10 protein-coding genes are annotated in these 17,326 nt (G+C 52.1%); 6 read left to right on the top strand and 4 right to left on the bottom strand.

Annotated elements, in window-relative coordinates; translation table 11 throughout:
- Positions 1 to 44 precede the first annotated feature (44 nt).
- The 5 genes from J2I48_RS13910 to J2I48_RS13890 all read left to right on the top strand — a co-directional run bounded on the left by J2I48_RS13910 (position 45) and on the right by J2I48_RS13890 (position 9,995).
- The gene (locus tag J2I48_RS13910) at positions 45 to 1,139 is read left to right on the top strand and encodes a PDDEXK nuclease domain-containing protein (protein WP_207336072.1); all 1,095 of its coding nucleotides are present in this window, start codon (positions 45 to 47) and stop codon (positions 1,137 to 1,139) included.
- A 441-nt stretch (positions 1,140 to 1,580) separates the two neighbouring features.
- A complete protein-coding gene (locus J2I48_RS13905) occupies positions 1,581 to 4,370 on the top strand; it encodes a DEAD/DEAH box helicase (RefSeq protein WP_207336071.1) in 2,790 nt (929 codons plus the stop codon).
- Entirely contained in the window at positions 4,370 to 4,744 is a 375-nt protein-coding gene (locus J2I48_RS13900; protein ID WP_207336070.1) for a type II toxin-antitoxin system VapC family toxin, read from the top strand. Before J2I48_RS13905 ends, J2I48_RS13900 begins: the two co-directional genes overlap by 1 nt.
- On the top strand, positions 4,741 to 7,011 hold the full coding sequence (locus tag J2I48_RS13895; RefSeq protein ID WP_207336069.1) for a site-specific DNA-methyltransferase: 2,271 nt from the start codon (positions 4,741 to 4,743) through the stop codon (positions 7,009 to 7,011). Before J2I48_RS13900 ends, J2I48_RS13895 begins: the two co-directional genes overlap by 4 nt.
- 14 nt (positions 7,012 to 7,025) lie before the next feature.
- Entirely contained in the window at positions 7,026 to 9,995 is a 2,970-nt protein-coding gene (locus J2I48_RS13890) for a helicase-related protein (RefSeq protein WP_207336068.1), read from the top strand.
- On the opposite strand, the gene J2I48_RS13885 is transcribed toward J2I48_RS13890, so the two are convergent.
- From J2I48_RS13885 to J2I48_RS13875, 3 genes are all read right to left on the bottom strand, one after another.
- On the bottom strand, positions 9,996 to 10,214 hold the full coding sequence (locus J2I48_RS13885) for a hypothetical protein (RefSeq protein ID WP_207336067.1): 219 nt from the start codon (positions 10,212 to 10,214) through the stop codon (positions 9,996 to 9,998). It lies immediately after the preceding gene.
- 62 nt (positions 10,215 to 10,276) lie between these two features.
- Positions 10,277 to 12,796, bottom strand: a complete 2,520-nt coding sequence (locus J2I48_RS13880; RefSeq protein ID WP_207336066.1) for a TonB-dependent receptor plug domain-containing protein — start codon at positions 12,794 to 12,796, stop codon at positions 10,277 to 10,279.
- A gap of 71 nt (positions 12,797 to 12,867) precedes the next feature.
- Complete coding sequence (locus J2I48_RS13875) at positions 12,868 to 15,378, bottom strand: MG2 domain-containing protein (protein ID WP_207336065.1); 2,511 nt, start codon at positions 15,376 to 15,378, stop codon at positions 12,868 to 12,870.
- 80 nt (positions 15,379 to 15,458) lie between these two features.
- Between J2I48_RS13875 and J2I48_RS13870 the strand changes: the two genes are divergently transcribed.
- Positions 15,459 to 16,109 (top strand): oxidoreductase, encoded by a 651-nt coding sequence (locus J2I48_RS13870; RefSeq protein WP_207336064.1) that lies wholly within the window; start codon positions 15,459 to 15,461, stop codon positions 16,107 to 16,109.
- A gap of 243 nt (positions 16,110 to 16,352) precedes the next feature.
- On the opposite strand, the gene J2I48_RS13865 is transcribed toward J2I48_RS13870, so the two are convergent.
- Positions 16,353 to 17,177 (bottom strand): AbiJ-NTD4 domain-containing protein, encoded by an 825-nt coding sequence (locus J2I48_RS13865; RefSeq protein WP_207336063.1) that lies wholly within the window; start codon positions 17,175 to 17,177, stop codon positions 16,353 to 16,355.
- Positions 17,178 to 17,326 lie beyond the last annotated feature (149 nt).

Below are 17,326 nucleotides of genomic sequence, written 5' to 3'. Positions count from 1 at the left end.
TGCTCAACCATTCGCGGTAAAATAGCTACTTAAATCTACTGATTATGCCGACTACTGAGGCTGCTACCCCCGACCCCACTGACCAGTACAATCTGCTCCTGACAGACGTTGCAGGTCAGATTCTGCAAAGTCGTTACCGCGCCGCCCGGCTGGTCAACCGTGAATTACTGCTGCTCTACTTCACCGTGGGCAAACGGCTATCCGAGAAAATCGCCGCCGAGAAGTGGGGAGCTAAGGTGATTGACCAACTCTCTGCCGATCTCCAAAAACAGATACCAGGGCTACGAGGATTTTCTCGACGTAATCTGTTTAATATGAAGGCATTTGCGGATGAATATGCAGACTTAAACAGTTTATTCGCTTCCTCCAACGCTCAACCTGAATTAGTGCAGTTATCAACTGCACTAATTGACGAACTGACACCGCCTGCCTTTTTCAGTGTTAGCTTTACTCATCACACGCTCTTATTGAATCGTTGCTCAACCCGGCAAGAGCGTCTATTTTACATGATCCAGGCTGGTCAAAGCCAATGGACTGTTGAGATGCTCGACTGGCAGATTCGGGCCAAAGCGTATCAGAAGCGGGATCAAACGCTGCCTAATAACTTTGCCAAAACATTACCCGATACTATTCGGGATACGGCGCTGCAAGCCTTCAAAGACGAATACCTGCTTGACTTTATCAACGCCGAAACCGACGACGAGCGCGTGGTAGAAAAGGGTATTGTGCAGAATGTGAAAGACTTCATTCTGAAGGCGGGGAAAGGATTTGCCTTCATCGGCAACCAGCACCGACTACTGGTGGATGACCAAGAGTTCTTTGTCGACCTGCTATTCTACAATCGTCAACTCCGCTGCCTGGTTGCTATTGAGTTGAAAAAAGGCAGTTTTAAACCCGCCTACGCCGGTCAACTCAATTTCTATTTGAACGTGTTGAACGATCAGGAACGGATGCCCGATGAGAACCCCGCCGTGGGCATCGTACTCTGCAAAGACAAGAGTGATAAAGTGGTTGAATACGCCTTTCAGTCTATCCAGAACCCAATGGGCGTAGCCACCTACCAACTCAGTCATGATCTTCCTGAACACCTCAAAAACGTGCTCCCTGACCCTGAGACGCTGAAACGGTTGTTGGAATAAAACAGGATAGGGCCATCACGTTTGCATTCAGTTTTAACTCATTAACCAGGTAATTTCCGTTCTTCTCTTTCCATCGGCCCCAACCGGTCCTGATAAAGGCCGACACTTTCCGTTCGGTACACACGCCCACCTCCATGAAACCAGTGGCAAGCAGCAGGCAGATGGGCAGGGCGATGAGCAAAAGAGTTTAACGTTCAAAGTACAAAGTTCAAAGGTTTCGGCAGGGTTAGCATTGGCGTAAATTTTGGCAGTTGTCAACTGCCAAAATCGGCCAGGTAATATTTGGCTTGTTTGGCCAGCTGAATAAGCCGCCATGTGTGTCGCGAAGAGATGTGTGCTATCTGACCCCGATGTTTTATGACGATTGATTGAGCATCAAACCAATGTAAAAACAAGTTTAAATTTACTATATTAACACCCTGTGAATGAAGTAAACCAATTATGCATATTGCTAATCCCTTCAAAATTCTTTCACCTGATGAACGTTGGGCACCTACCCAAGGTCAGTTGGATGCATTCCAGAATGCCTACGAAAAGTTACTGCCCCCGTTAGTGCACAAGGTTCGTTTAGCCGTGATGCAGTGGCGTGAGCAAGGCTATGTCGGCGCGTCGCAAACGTCTCAACATCTTCTCCGGTTCTGGTTTGGGCAGGAACATAAGACGAGTGCCGGACCATTTCAGTTTTTCTTTTCGCAACGCGAAGCCATTGAGTCCATCATTTATCTGTATGAAGTAGCCAACGCACGGGACAAGTACGAACTGCTGCGGTTCGACAGTTCGGGGCGGGTCAGCACGGGTATGTTCGATGAGTCATGGACGCGTTACGTGGTGAAAATGGCGACTGGAGCCGGAAAAACGAAGGTGATGGGTCTGACACTCGTCTGGGCTTACTTCCACAAACTGTACGAACCTGGCAGTACGCTCTCGCAAAATACGCTGGTGATTACACCCAACATCATCGTTCTCAACCGGCTTCGCAAGGATTTCGATGGCCTGACCATGTTTCGCGATGAGCCATTTATCCCCGATGATGGCTACGCTGACCACGACTGGACGAGCGATTTCCAACCGACACTACATATTCAGGACGAGCTAAAACCCATTACCGACAGCGGCAATATTTTCCTCACCAACATTCACCGCGTCTACTGGCAGGAAACGCCGAAACTATCGCTCGCAGATGAATTTCTGGGTACCAAACCCCGGCCCGATGCTGATACGTCCAAGGGATTGGACCTCGGCAAAATCTTGCGCAGCAGCAAGATAAATGACCTTGTGGTGCTGAATGATGAGGCCCACCACATTCACGATTCATCGCTCCAATGGTTCAAAAGTATTGAGGATATCAGCAACAAACTGAAACTCAAACGGGGCTACGGCATTGGCTTGCAAGCCGACTATTCGGCCACGCCCAAGCACAACAACGGGGCCATCTTTGTCCAAACCATTTGCGATTATCCGCTGGTGGAAGCCATCCGGCAGAACGTAGTTAAATCGCCGGTGCTGCCCGATGAAGCCTCCCGCCAGAAACTACAGGAGAAAGATTCCAGTGATTTTGTGGAACGCTACCAGGATTTTATTCACCTCGGCTATCTGGAATGGAAACAGCAGTTCGACGAATTGCAGTCGGTGAAAACGCCGATCCTGTTTGTGATGACCAACAACACCAAAGAAGCCGATCAGGCGGCGGCGTACCTGGAACGTACCTACGCCGACTTGACAGACAAGGTGCTGGTTATTCACACCAACCCGAACGGGGAAATCAAAGAAACGGCCACCTCTAAAAAAGACAAAGATGAGTTGGACGTCCTGCGCAAAGCCGCCGACGATATCGACAAGGATCAGTCGCCGTATCGGGCCGTGGTGTCGGTGCTGATGCTACGCGAAGGCTGGGATGTCAAAAACATCACCACTATTGTTGGCTTGCGGCCTTATAACGCCGACTCCAAAATTCTGCCCGAACAAACCATTGGCCGGGGCCTGCGGAAAATGTTTGGTTTGGACGTACCCGAAAAATTAGTGGTGGTCGGAACGCCCAAATTTCTCTCCTTCGTGGAAGAGTTGAAAACGCAGGGTGTCGAATTTCAGTACAGCCCGATGGGCAAGGGGACCAAATCGAAAAGCCCGGTTATTGTGGAAGTAGACCGCGACAATACGGCCAAAGACTTAGACAAATTAGATATTCCGCTACCCCAGTTGTCGCCCCGTATATACCGGGAATACAAGCACTTAGAGCAACTCGATATCAATCAGTTTAAGAATGACAGGGTGCCAATGCGTACTTTCTCTAAAGACGAACTGAAAGAGATTGTTTTTAAAGACATCGACGGAGAATTTTCCCACAAAACGCTGTTTACCGATGCTCTGCCCGACTACCGTAACGTAATCGGCTTCTTTACGCAGTCCATCCTGAAAGAAAGCCGATTGGTGAGTGGCTTTAGCATTCTGTATCCCAAAGTAGAGGCCTTTGTGCGCGACCGGCTCTTTAACCGGTCCGTTGACCTCACTGACCCGCAAACAATGCGCAACTTGTCGGAAGCTCCGCCAAAGCAGATTCTTTATACAACGTTCAAAAAGGCGATTGATGATCTTACCGTTAACGACCGGGGAACAGCGGAAGTGAAGTCGTACATTTCTCTCAAAAATGTGAAGCCGAAAATCGCGGAGAATCAGGCATTTCTGATCCCTAAGAAGTCGATTTTCAATAAAATCATAGGCGACAATGCGTTTGAGCTCGAAATGGCCGCGTTTCTGGAAAATCGATGTCCCGACATTATCTCATTCGCCAAAAATACGATGGGTGAAGGCGGTATAAATTTTAAAATGGAGTACCAGGCTGCTAGCGGTACCATCCGCGATTACTTCCCCGATTTTTTCATCAAACAGGACGATAAAAACATTTACGTGCTTGAAACCAAAGGCCGCGAAGACCTGGATGACCTGCGCAAAATCCGGCGGTTGATGCTATGGTGTAACGACGTGAACGCTAGTCAGGTGCAGTTTCACTACACACCAGTTTACGTCCGGCAGGAAGGTTGGGAGAAGTACCAAAAAGACCTCCGCTCGTTTGCCGATCTGGCTACCGTGTTTGCCGTCGACACAAAGCGCGTGGAAGAAGCAACCACCAACGACCCGTTTGCCATTATTGCCCGTGGTGCCGACGTTTCCAATTTTGGCGACCCTGTCGAATGGCAGCGTAGTATACGTGAAGACCGTAATCTTTTCAATTGATGAAATTACTCGATACTAACATACTGATCTATTCAGCCCAGCCTGAGTACCAACACCTGCAAGAACTCTACAAAGAAGTGGGCGTATCTGTTTCGGAAATGACACGTTTGGAGGTACTGGGTTTTAGCGGACTCACCGAGGAACAGGAAACGTTTTTCAACGCCGTTTTTAGCATTGTTCGGATTATCCCGGTCTCACAGGAAATCATTGATAAAGCAATTACGTTTCGACGGGCTAAGAACATGAAAGTTGGTGATGCCATCATTGCGGCAACTGCCGCCGTTAACAACCTGGAACTGATAACCCGCAATGAGAAAGACTTCAAACATATCGCTGAAATAACGATGACCAATCCAATACCTGCTGCTGCATGAACCTTACTGATACCGAAAAACAACATCTGATTGCGCTGATCCAAAACGGCGAAAACTTGCCAAAAGAATACATCTATAAACTGTTTGCCGACGAGGAAGACGTGTTTCTATTCTGGAATGGTCGGCGCGAAGACATCACCAATGTTGCCCTGCCGTTTCACAGCATTGAACATATTGACGAACCCCGGAAGGAGAAAACTGAAGTGGGGCAAGCGTTTTCTCTGTTTGAAACCGACTTTCGGGGGCGGCAACTCAAAGGCTGGACCAACAAACTCATTTGGGGCGACAACAAACTGATTCTCTCCTCGCTGGCCAACGGGCCAATGCGCCGGGAAATTGAAGACGCCGGTGGGCTAAAACTCATCTATATCGACCCTCCTTTCGCCGTGGGGGCCGACTTCTCGTTCAATATCGAGATTGGGGGCGAAACCGCCGAAAAACGCCAGTCTGTCATCGAAGAAATTGCTTACCGCGACACCTGGGGTAAGGGCATCTCGTCGTACCTGACCATGCTTTACGAACGGTTGAAACTAATGCACAGCTTATTAGCTAAAGAAGGAAGTTTATTTGTACATATTGATTCTAAGCTGAGCAGTTATCTGCGGGTAATTTTAGATGATATTTTTGGTCGAGAAAAATTTAGGAATGAAGTAGTTTGGCAACGTACCGATCCCCACAATGACGCCAAGAGCAGGTTCGGTAATATCCACGACGTGGTGATGTGGTATGGAAAGGATGAAAAAGTTACCTATAACTACGACGAAGTACGAACTGGCTTGACTTTGTCTGCTGAAGATGAATATTCGCTGCTGGAATTACCTGATGGGAAAGTCACAAACTATTCAGGGAATGAAGAAATAGAAGGTAGGCGATTCAAAGTTGACGATGCAACCTGGAAGGGTTCTAGCAATAAATTTACTTGGCGTGGGGCGAAACCATCTCGTAGTCGGGAGTGGAAATATTCTTCGGTTGAAGAAATGGACGCTGCTTTAGAAAGAGGTGAATTTTATCTTAGAAATCCTAATAAAGGAGCCGCTAGATGCGCAAAAAGCTATCTAGATCTCAACAAGGGCGTTTTACTTCAATCCATCTGGACAGATGCCGGTAGGATGAAAGGCGGAAGTGGATACGCCACCCAAAAGCCAGAAGCCCTGCTGGAGCGCATCATCAAAGCCAGTAGCAACGAGGGCGATTTGGTGGCTGATTTTTTTGGCGGCTCTGGCACCACAGCCGCCGTTGCCGAGAAACTCAACCGCAAATGGATTACGTGCGATCTGGGCCGGTTTGCCGTACACACCACCCGCAAGCGGCTCATTGGCGTGCAACGCGAGAGACAGGCCGCCGGGCAGGATTTTCGGGCGTTCGAGGTGCTCAATCTCGGCAAATACGAGCGGCAGTTTTTCATCAACGACCTGGCCGCCAACGACTCAGCTACCCGGCGCGAGGAAGCCTATAAAACGCTGGTGCTGGAAGCCTACCGCGCCCAGCCGGTCGAAAATCACCGCACGCTGCACGGCATCAAAGTCGGGCGGTTCGTCCACGTCGGGCCGCTGGACGTGCCCGTCACACAGGCCCGGTTACAGGAGATTTTCGAGGAGTGCCGCCAGAACCTGTACACGCAGGTAGATGTGCTGGGGTTCGAGTTCGAGATGGGGCTGGTGCCGTTTGCCGTGCAGGAATTCCGCGAACAGGGCGTGGAGATTCGGGTACGTTATATCCCCAAAGAGGTGTTCGACCGGCGGGCCATCGACAAAGGGCAGGTGCGGTTTTTCGACGTGGCTTTTCTGGATGCCCATGTCCGCGCCAGTGGCCGCAAAGTAACCGTAGAGTTAACTGATTTCGTGACCAACTATACCCAGGATGACATCGAAGATGTCCAGCAGTCGATGAAAGCTGGGGCGAAGGTCGTCATCGACGGCGGGCAGATTATCAAGGTCGAGAAAGACAAAAACGGCATCATCACCCAAACCGAACTCACGAAAAACTGGTACGACTGGGTAGACTACTGGGCTATTGATTTCAACTACGAAGACAAGCAAGAGATCATCAAGTTCACCAACGCCGACGGCGACGTAGAAGAGCGGTGGACGGGAAACTACCTGTTTGAGAACGAGTGGCAAAGTTTCCGCACGAAGCGCAACCCGACGCTGGAATTCAAATCGGTGGAGCACGAATACGCCAAACCAGGCCGCTACAAAATCATGGTGAAAGTGGTCGACATTCTGGGCGTAGACACGAGTCGGCTGATTGACGTAGACATCCGTTAATCATTCACCCGCACATGGACCAACCCCAGCCCCGGCTCATCCCGGACCCTGAAACCGGCAAGCCACTATATGGTGTTGGAGCCGGTACAGTCGGTATGTTTTTGGCGGCATACTATCCAGAAGCGCAGAAGATGATCCGTGTTGCCACCGGCTATTTTCGGCTGGCTGGTTATACTGTAGGCCGTTGCTATCTCCGTTCAGATCAGTCATCGGTTCAGTTTCGTATTCTGGTTGGCCCAAAAGAAGGCGATAATGCCCGGTTGGCCGTGCGGGATGAAATCAAAGCAGAATTAGATAAAGGCAAAAAGACAGGCTACTACACGCCCTTGGTACGAGAAGTCATTCGACGCATATACGCTAAGGAGTTTATCATCTACGATGCCCGCGCTATGGATGTGGCGTATCACTGCAAGTTCTACATCTGCGACCATACGGTATTGTGTCATGGCTCTGGCAATTACACGGTATATGGCTTGCTTACGCAGCACGAACAGGCCAGTGCCACCAGAGACCCGGCCGTCATTGATGAGTTTGTCGACTGGTTCGATCAGGCTGCCGAAACGGCTCAGGATGTCACGAAACCAATTTTACAGGTTCTGGAAGAATGGCTTAAGCTAGCACCGCCGTTTCATGCGTACCTCAAATTCCTGACTGCTTTCGACATTTTCTTTAATCGAGACGATGTACCGGGTTTGTGTCGGCCCGTCTACTACCAGCAATGGATCATTGCAAGGGCCATACAAGATTGTAGGGAACACCGGGCCTCCATCGTTTTGGCGGCAACGGGTCTGGGCAAAACAATCATCGGGGCTGAATTAGTATTTTTGCTTAAGCACACTAAAGTCATTCAGAACCTTATTCTGATTGCGCCTTCCGCCGTACACGCCGAGTGGAAGAAGCACTTGAAGCACAGAGGTTTTCACGATGAACTATTCAGCAACAGCTTGCTTTTCATCTCCCCGTCTGAGCGGGCTTATCACAAAATTTTTCAGTTAGATCAATGCCTGAGTGAAGCCTCGGATAAGACGCTTATCCTTATTGATGAAGCCCACACATATCGTAATCAGGATCGCTCCGATTGGCAGAAAAATCACAAGAAATATCGAAGGGAGGCCGACCGCGAAAAAGCGCGTGGAGGGGTAGCCCTTGACCGAATACGACCGCTTGTTGAGGAGAAAAAAGCCATAATCGTGCTGTTAACCGCAACGCCCTACGGTACAAATCCCGGTAATATAGAGAGCTTGTTACGCTTCCTGCCCGAAGCCTTGTCGAATTCAACGACAGATACGCCTAAAAAGCGAAAGGGGATGCCGCTGAACGAACTGACTCAATTGGCTTTCGTTAATTCGTTAGGACTTCGACAAGTATTGACATTAGCCAGAGAACGGGGAGATGTGATTAATAATCGTGTCTTTATTCAATTTGGACCACAACGGCACTTCATGCCTGAATTGGTTTATTTGCGGAGAATTAGTTATGAATTAGTCGAATTTGAAGACCTTCGCTTGGCTTATGACGTGGGGCTATTCGCTCAGGATGTTCCGAATATAGCTGATGGTTTCGATGAGAAACGGGAGGGCTATCGGTCGTTTGGTATTAATGCGGCAAACAGCCATTTCATCATGTCGTGGCTAGGATCACCGCCAGCCATTGTACAGTGTCTAGCCAAAAACCTGCTTACGTTGGGTAAGCGCGATGACCAGGCCAAATCTGAACCTCCCCCTCTATTTCCAGATTACCAGCGTTACTCGGAGGCCGATCTAGAAGCTTTCCCCACCGAAGATGACGGTAAACCGTACGGCGTTTTGATGAAAGAGGACATCAAAATTCGTCGGTTAAAACTACAGCCCATTCTGCGACTGCTTGAACAGAAAAAACAGGATGACAAAGTTCAGAAACTGCTCGAATTGCTCAAGAAGCATGTTTCCGGCCACAAAGAGAAGGTGATTGTCTTTGTTGAACGCCACGCTACTGCACTGTTTGTCACTGATTTTTTAGCGGCAGAATCATCTTTCTCCGTCGAATGCATGGTTGTTCGTCAGGGTAGGGACGGTTATGCATTAAAAGATGCCGATAAGCGGGGCGAAATCATGGACAATTTCTCGCCTGTATCGCGCGGCACAAAAAAGGTCACGTTCTCCGTCGACGTACTAATTTGTACAGATGCCAATGGCATTGGTGTCAACTTACAGGATGCAAATGTGGTCGTTAATTATGACCCAGCCGACAGTGCCGACATTCTCTTCCAACGGGCCGGTCGGGTCTTGCGATTCACGGCTGATCCGACTCGTAAAGTTCATGTATATACATTCGAACCGACACACAAAAATGCGTCATCGAGTGCATGCCAAAAAATTGACGCTACGTTCAAAAACATGCGGGAGCACCACGGCAGGTCTAAAACGACATTTGGTCTATCTATTCTACCAGAATCAGACGAAGAAATAATAGATCTAACTAATCCCGAGCAGGAAGCTGCCTTTGCTGGTAGTTTCAATGTCGCCGACGATGGCACCATACATGACCCGCTTGCCAGGCACACTGCACTTTTAGACAAGCATCGGGAGTTAGCCCAAAGCCTTACTGACAGTCTGTATTCAGCAATGGTTTACAAGAGCAGAGAGTCAAGGATCGCAGTGTTGATTGAACAAGGTACAGAGAGGCAAATTATCCTATATAATCTCAGATCGCGAACGTTCGAACACGAGAATGATCCTGTATCAATTATAGACCTGATTGCCTGTCAAGATGGTACTGATAATGCACCGATTGACATGAATACAGTAGAGCGTTCCACAAAACAGGCTGTCGGTAAATGGTTAACGAGTACAGGGAAGCCATCTGACGATTTGCGTATTTTATGTGGTTTCTATTTAGCTCCTAGATGGAAGAAGACCTTTGCTACGGAGTTATTGGCGAAATTTATTCAGGCTAGAAAAAAACACCACAAGAGTAAAAAGCGTAGAATAAAGAAACGAGATTAATTAATCACCTCCGTTTTCATCCAGCCATTCGCCGATGGCTGCTTCGGCTAGTTCGAGGGCTTCTTGTAGGTCGGTGACGTCGGCAGGAGATTCGTAGACGACGCCGCCTTCGTCTATGCAGGAAACGAGATGGCCGAGATTGCCGGTACTACCCATCTGGATTTCGCCGTCAGATTCGGCCCAGTGAGCCAGGTTTGGAAAGAGATCTTCGAAGGTCATATTGGGATCGGTCCGCCGGTGCGGTTAGACATTAGACGTTAGACATTGGACGTTAGACTTTCTCACTCCACCTTCATTGTCGTCTCTGCGAAACCCGGATAGCCGCTGGCGGTGGTGCCGTTGACCACGATGCGGAGGGTGGTCTTGGCGTCGGAGGTGTAGAAGGAGGTGGTGGCTTTGCCCGTGGCGTCGGTCTGGATCATGGGTGCCCAGTGCAGCGTGGCCCGGTAGTCGGGGCGGTAGCGTTCTTCGGGGGTGGGGGCGTCGTAGCGGGGAGCATAAAACTCGCGTTTGGGGGCGTAACCCATCACTTTCTCGACCCGAACGCCCGGCACTGGCCCGCTGACGGAGCCGCCATCGGGGCCACCCCGTTTCGTAATCACGTTGATGCCCCCACCGGCCCCCTGCGACCCCAACAACGCCGCGCCCGCCCCCTTGATGACGTCAATGTAGGCTACGTCGCGGGGCGAGATGTTGGCCACCGCCGATTTGTCGGCAGGCATTCCGTCGATCATGAACATGGGTTCAATTACGCCCGAAAAGTTGGCGGCCCCGCGAATCTGCACCGTGGGGGTCAGGCCGCTGCCTGTCACGGCCACGCCCGCCACGCGGCTCCGCAGAATATCGAACACAGTGAGGGCCCCCGCCGAATTGATATCATCGACTTTGAGGCTGACGTCGGCCCGGCTGAAAATGCCCCGCTGCGTGGCGTAGGGGTCCACACGGCTGGCTTTCACCGTTACGGTCTGTAACTGCACCTCGCGGTTTCGCCGAATCTGCGCTTCAATGGCTGCGTAGTCGCCCTGCCGTTTCAGGAACTCGGCCAGGTCGGCATAGGCTATGTCGGTGGGTACAAAGGGCGGACGCACCACCCGAATCTGGGGCGTAAACAGCTTATCGAGGGTAATGGTAAAGTTGCGGTTACCGTTTGTTTTGGTGGCCTGCACATACACCGTCGTGGTATCGGTCAGGTTGGCATCGTCAATAAAAAAGCGGCCTTTCTCATCAGTAGTGGCACTGTACATATCCTTCGTCGAGTCTCTCCGGTTGAGCATTACCATCAGCGGAACGCCCGCCGCGCCGGTCCTGCCCGTACCCCGAAACACCGTGCCCGACAGTGTCAGGCCGGGCTCGAATGAGTAGGGCAGTGGGGGCAGCGAATCGGCCAGTACGGTTTCCCAGGTGAACCGCCGCCACCCCTGGGTCAGCATCAGCAGGTCGAGTTTGGTGAGGCGGTCGGCGTTTTTGGGATCGAAATAATAGCCTGGCTGCTCCACGTGGCCCGTCAGGTCGGACGTAAGCAGCAGGTACGACACTAGTGAAGAGGCGTAGGGCTGGCTTTTGGGTTGCTGGTTGGCGTCGGTTACGGCCAGTGAGAGGTTGGCCGCCACAGGTTTACCCTCCGCATCGGTAGCCATTATGGCCAGGTCTACGCGCTGGCGGTTGCCCGCCGTGGCGGTCGTGGGTTTCACCGCCAGATTGATTATGTCGTTGTGGGAAGAGTACACCAACCGTTCACAGACAGGTTTGCAGGCGGGGTCGAGCAGGGTAATCTGCACGATGCCTTCGGGGCATTTAGCGCGGGGAATTGGGATCATAAACGCCCGACGGTTTACCGGCCCCCTCGCCACCACAACGGGTTGCCCGTTAACCTGTGCCAGCACCGTCAGTTGGCCCGTCGGCGCGGCTGCCGACCCCGATTCGGGCGTGGCAGTGGTCAGACCGGGCATGTTGTGGCTCACAAACACCCGGATGTTGTCTTTGTTGCCGAGGTTATCGACCTGAAGCGTATAGCCCGACTCAACGATGGTGGGCAGGGGGTAGGCCGCATAGGGGCCAGTGCCCAGGGGGCGGGCGAAGGCGGTGTAGGTTTCACCTGCTTCGGGCATCAGCGGAAAACTGCCCATGCCGAGGTACTCACTTCGAAAGCCGACTACAGTATCTTTTTTGCTGTTAAGCACAAAGCCATCCACGTCAATGCCCACGCCCGAAGCGCTGACGGCTTTCAGGGCCAGCCGGCCCATGAGTCCTGTTACTAATTGCCCGCCTTCGGGCAGAAATTGTACGTCTGGTTGGGCCGTGAGGGCGGCGGGGCTTGAGGCGGGGCGGTTGCTGGGAGCGGTCCGCAGCAGGTCAATAGGTTTGCTGAAATACCAGTCTTCCGAAAAGTTACGCATCCAGCCCGTGTAGGCCCGCAGCGTGTAGCGCCCCGCCGAGAGGGTGTCGGGCAGGGCGAGGTGGCCTTGGCCATAGCCCTGAACCGAACGCAGCCGGGCATCCAGCACGATACGCCGTCCGTTGGGGCTAACCAGATCAACCAGCACGGCTCCGCTGCTGGAGTCGGCGGCGTGGGTTTCGCCGTAGACGAGGTAGCTTTTCAGCCAGATCGTTTCGCCCGCCAGGTAGGTGTTGCGGTCGGTATGGAGATAAACTTTTTCATGAGGAGAGTGCTGAGCATGGCGTTGCAATTTGGCCAGCAACTGACTCAACGGATCGTTGCCGGGCCGGAATGCAAACAAGGCCAGCCCGGCCAAGGCAGCCGTATAAATAAACCAATGGGAAAAACGTTGAGCAAAACGCATGACACGTTACTAGGTCGTTAAATGAATAGTTGGACATAAGTAAGCACCCAGACCGATCAGAAGCAAATCCTCTACTCTACTTTCATCGTCGTCTCTGTGTAGCCGGGGTAGCCGCTGGCAGTGGTGCCGTTGACCACGATGCGGAGGGTGGTCTTAGCGTCGGAGGTGTAGAAGGAGGTGGTGGCTTTGCCCGTGGCGTCGGTCTGGATCAGGGGTGCCCAGTGCAGCGTGGCGCGGTAGTCGGGGCGGTAGCGTTCTTCGGGGGTGGGGGCGTCGTAGCGGGGGGCGTAAAACTCACGCTTGGGGGCGTAGCCTACTACCTTCTCCACAATCACGCCCGGACTTTTAATGGCTGCCAGATTCTGGTTGTTGCTGGCCCCGCCGCCGCGTTTGGTAATCACGTTGATCACGCTGCTGGCCCCCATAATAGATGCCCCGGCTCCCTTCACCACGTCGATATTGGCTACCGTCTGCGGTGAAATGCTGGCTACGGCCTGCGCATCAGACCGCATGCCGTCGATCATGAACATGGGCGCACTGCCACGAACGGTGACCGAAGGCGTCGCCCCACCACCCGATACCAACACCCCCGGTAGTCGCCGGATGAGGTCGAAAACAGACGATTGCCCGGCAGCCACGATGTCATCCACGACCAGCGTATTGTCGGGAGTGCCATACATGCTTCGCTGGCTCGAATAAGGGTCGGCGCGTTTGGCTTTCACCACCACCGCCTGCAACTGAAACTCGCGGTTGGCCCGGATCTGCCGTTCAATCTCCAGGTACTCTTTCTGCCGCTTCAGCAGTTCGGCCAGTTCGGCATAGGCAATGTCGAGGGGCACCGCCGGGGGACGAACCAGCCGTACCTGCGGCGAAAACAGCTTGTCGAGCACCACGTTGAAGTTGCGGCTCTGCCCCCGCATGGCCTGCACAAACACGGTATTGGTGTCGACCAGGTCAACGCCCTGGAGGAAAAAACGCCCTTGCTCGTCGCTCACCATCGAGAGCATGTCGCGGGTGGAGTCTTTGCGGGTAAGCATCACCGTCAGCGACACGCCATTGACCGGCATCCGGGACGTGCCCATAAATACGGTGCCACTGAGCGTGAGGCCAGGGTCGACAAAAAAGCGGGTGGGCTGGAAGGTCTTGGCCATCACTTTGTCCCAGGTAAAGCGCCGCCAGCCCTGCGTCATCAGCAGTACGTCGAGTTTGGTGAATCGGTCCTTGTTTTTTTGGTCGAAATAATAACCCGGCTGCTCCACGTAGCCCGTCAGGTCGGAGGTGAGCAGCAGGTACGACATCAGCGAGGGGCCGTAGGGGCGTTCGGCAGGCTGCTGTTTGGTGTCGGTCACGGCCAGCGACAGGTTGGCGGGAATGGGCTTACCCTCAGCGTCGGTGGTGGTCACCCCCAGGTCTACCCGTTGCCTGACGGTGGTTTTGGGTTTGGCGGGGGCCACGGCCACGTTGATGGTCTCGTTTTTGGCCGAATAGACCAGCCGCTCCGCCACGGGGCGGCCCACGGGGTCGAAGAGGGTGATGTGGACGATGCCTTCTACGCATTTGCTGCGCGGAATGAGCACCATGAAGCGGTTGCGGCTGGCGGGGGCCTGCACGGCATGTACCGGTACGCCGTTCATCTGCGCCAGCAACGACAGCTTGGGCATTACCGCCGCCGGGGCCGACGTTGAGCCGGGGCTGGCCAGGGTAGCGGCGTCGGGTGGAGTGGGGATGTTGTGGCTCACAAACACCCGGATGTTGTCTTTGTTGCTCAGGTTGTCGACCTGGATCGTGTAGCCTGTTGCCTGCACGGCGGGCAGGGTGTAAGAGGTGTAGGCTGTGGCACCGGGTGCCCGCGCAAAGGCGGTGTAGCTCTGTCCGGCCTCTGGCGTGAGCGAAAAATAGCCCATGCCCAGGTGCTGACTGCTGTAGCCCATTACGGTGTCTTTCTTGTCGTTGAGTACAAACCCCTCCACGTCCATGCCCACACCTGATTTACTCAGCGCTTTAAACGCCATGCGGGCGGGCAGCCCCGCCACCCAACGACCTCCTTCGGGCATAAATTGCACGTCGGGCGGCAGCGAGGCGTTGCCGGTTCGTTCGGCGGGGGGAGCGTCGGGTTTGAAGACGTCGATGGGCTGGTTGTGGTAAAATTCTTCCGAAAAGTTGCGCATCCAGCTCGTGTAAGCCCGCAGGGTGTAGCGGCCTGTAGACAGGGTATCGGGCAGGGTGAGGTAGCCTTCGGCATAACCGGCTTTGCTGCGCAGACGGGTGTCGAGCAGGATTTTGCGGCCGTTGGGACCAACCAGGTCTACGAAAATGGCCCCGCTGGCCGAGTCGACGGTGCGGGTGTTGCCGTAGAAGAGGTAGCCTTTCAGCCACATGGTTTCGCCGGGGAGGTAGGCCCGCCGGTCGGTGTGAAGATACGCTTTTTCGTAGGGGTACTGTTGCCCATAGGCGGCCAGTTGCGCCAGCACCTGCCCCAGGGCGTCGCCGTCGTCGGTGGCGGGGCGCAGGGCCAGCAGGGTGGTGGCAACGGCCAGCAGCAGGGCGGCATATCGACCAAAAACAAGTATCTGTTTACGCATAAAACGGGGGTATTTTTTGGGCTAAATGGCCTTCTGTGTACGCCACGGCCCCGTAAATTAGCAAAAATCGACGTACCCAGATGACGACATCACCCCTAAAAACGGCACTAATTGCCGGAGCCACCGGTCTCATCGGTGACTTGCTGGCTCATCAGCTGGTCGAGTCGGCGGCCTTTGACCGGGTCAAGGTACTGACCAGAAAGGCGTTGACCTGGCAGCACCCGCGTTTGCAGGAAATCGGCTTCGACTTCGACCATCCAAACAGCCTGCTTCTGCAAGCCGACACGATCTTCTGCTGCCTGGGTACGACCATCAAAAAAGCTGGGTCGAAAGATGCGTTCCGCAAAGTAGACTATCAGTACCCGCTCGACATAGCCCGGCTGGGACTAGCCAACGGGGCCACCCAGTTTGCCATCGTGACCGCCATGGGTGCCGACGCTACCTCGTCGATTTTCTACAACCAGGTGAAAGGCGAGATCGAGCGCGACCTGACCGCCCTGAACTACCCCACACTACTCGTTTTCCGTCCGTCGCTGCTGCTGGGCAACCGCGCCGAAAACCGCCTGGGCGAACGCATCAGCAGTGGGGTCATGCGCCTGTTTGCCCCCCTGATTCCCGCCAGGTACAGGGCTATCAATGCCAGTCAGGTAGCCAACGCCATGTTGCAAACGAGCCAACAGGGCCTCACCGGCAAACACATTTTCGAGTCGGATGTCTTGCAGGGGTATTGACAAACTACTTTCTACCTAAAATTGTAGTAGCACTAGCTATTAAATCATGCCACTATGAACGAAGAAAAAAAGGCTAGCCTCACCCCCGAAGAGCGCCAAGCTAACATCGATAGTATGATCGTTGCCTGGAAAATAGGAAGAAGGAGCTTGAGTAACGAACCCAGGAACAGTTCTCTTCTCCTGAATATCAGGAAACCTTAGCCGAACTCGACAAACGACGCATAACCCGTGGCTCACGAACGGTTAAAGTTGAGGCAGATGTGCTTGTAAGTAATTGGTAAATGCAGAGCAGGTTACCAGCATAAATTTGGCTTCATCAAACGTTACAGGACGATCATTTTCAGTGAGCGCATGACGTATTCCGTCTGCATCACTCGTGTAGCCATATAAATTTTTAAACCCTTCTTTCAAGTCTTTATGCACAAGGCCTTTTTTCTCAACGGTACTTAGAGCACTGGAAAGAGTCGCCTTATCAGTAGCAGCGATTAGCTTACAAGCTGCTTCAACCGCAGAAATCGATTCTTTTACTGAGTTACGATAGTCAGGATTCTGACGATCAGAGAATAGCGTTAAAGCCGCCCTTACATGCTCTGTAACTGGTTTCCAGCGATCTAATGAGCTTTGAGTAGCTTGGTCGATTGCCTCGATTTCTACTTCACTGGTGATACGTGTAAGTAGTCCATCTGCAAAACGATAAGCTGACATTTCTCTCTCTAAAGTATTATTACATTTTATTGTAAAATCGATTTCAATTAGCTGATTTTTTCTAACACAAAACTCTATAAACTCATATAACTCATTCCAAAAAGCTCGTTTTTGAAACCAGTTTTTAATGAAAGCATCGTATTGATCTATTTGGAATTCATCTGTTCTTTGTTTGAAAAAATCAATCCAAGCTTGTTTCGAAAATCTAATATAATTTTGATTGCTGACATAATTAACATGTCGTCGATTGGATATTTTTTCATAGTAACAATTCCATAGTCCATTTCTTAGTGCTTCATCCATACTGTCAATTTGTAATGCTTGACGGATAGGTTTAAAGCCAAAAATTTGAGAAAAGGACAATTATGACATTGATGAATAAGGATTTAAAGTTTAATGAATAATTTTCTTCGGTATTCCAAAGTAAAATATAAGAAAAATCAGTTACCCATAAAACGATTTTCATATTAAAATGATGCCATTTTTGCACCTTCGCTCCTTTGCCTACCCCG

This window comes from Fibrella aquatilis, assembly GCF_017353255.1.
GTDB lineage: Bacteria > Bacteroidota > Bacteroidia > Cytophagales > Spirosomataceae > Fibrella > Fibrella aquatilis.
The sequence above is the reverse complement of the archived record's forward strand: the minus strand, read 5'-3'. Positions and strand labels throughout refer to the sequence as shown.

Excerpts from the sequence above, each read along its gene's own strand:
- J2I48_RS13875 (WP_207336065.1), bottom strand. The coding sequence starts at position 15,378 with ATGCGTAAACAGATACTTGTTTTTGGTCGATATGCCGCCCTGCTGCTG.
- J2I48_RS13900 (WP_207336070.1), top strand. The coding sequence starts at position 4,370 with ATGAAATTACTCGATACTAACATACTGATCTATTCAGCCCAGCCTGAG.
- J2I48_RS13870 (WP_207336064.1), top strand. The coding sequence starts at position 15,459 with ATGACGACATCACCCCTAAAAACGGCACTAATTGCCGGAGCCACCGGT.
- J2I48_RS13895 (WP_207336069.1), top strand. The coding sequence starts at position 4,741 with ATGAACCTTACTGATACCGAAAAACAACATCTGATTGCGCTGATCCAA.
- J2I48_RS13880 (WP_207336066.1), bottom strand. The coding sequence starts at position 12,796 with ATGCGTTTTGCTCAACGTTTTTCCCATTGGTTTATTTATACGGCTGCC.
- J2I48_RS13890 (WP_207336068.1), top strand. The coding sequence starts at position 7,026 with ATGGACCAACCCCAGCCCCGGCTCATCCCGGACCCTGAAACCGGCAAG.
- J2I48_RS13885 (WP_207336067.1), bottom strand. The coding sequence starts at position 10,214 with ATGACCTTCGAAGATCTCTTTCCAAACCTGGCTCACTGGGCCGAATCT.
- J2I48_RS13905 (WP_207336071.1), top strand. The coding sequence starts at position 1,581 with ATGCATATTGCTAATCCCTTCAAAATTCTTTCACCTGATGAACGTTGG.
- J2I48_RS13910 (WP_207336072.1), top strand. The coding sequence starts at position 45 with ATGCCGACTACTGAGGCTGCTACCCCCGACCCCACTGACCAGTACAAT.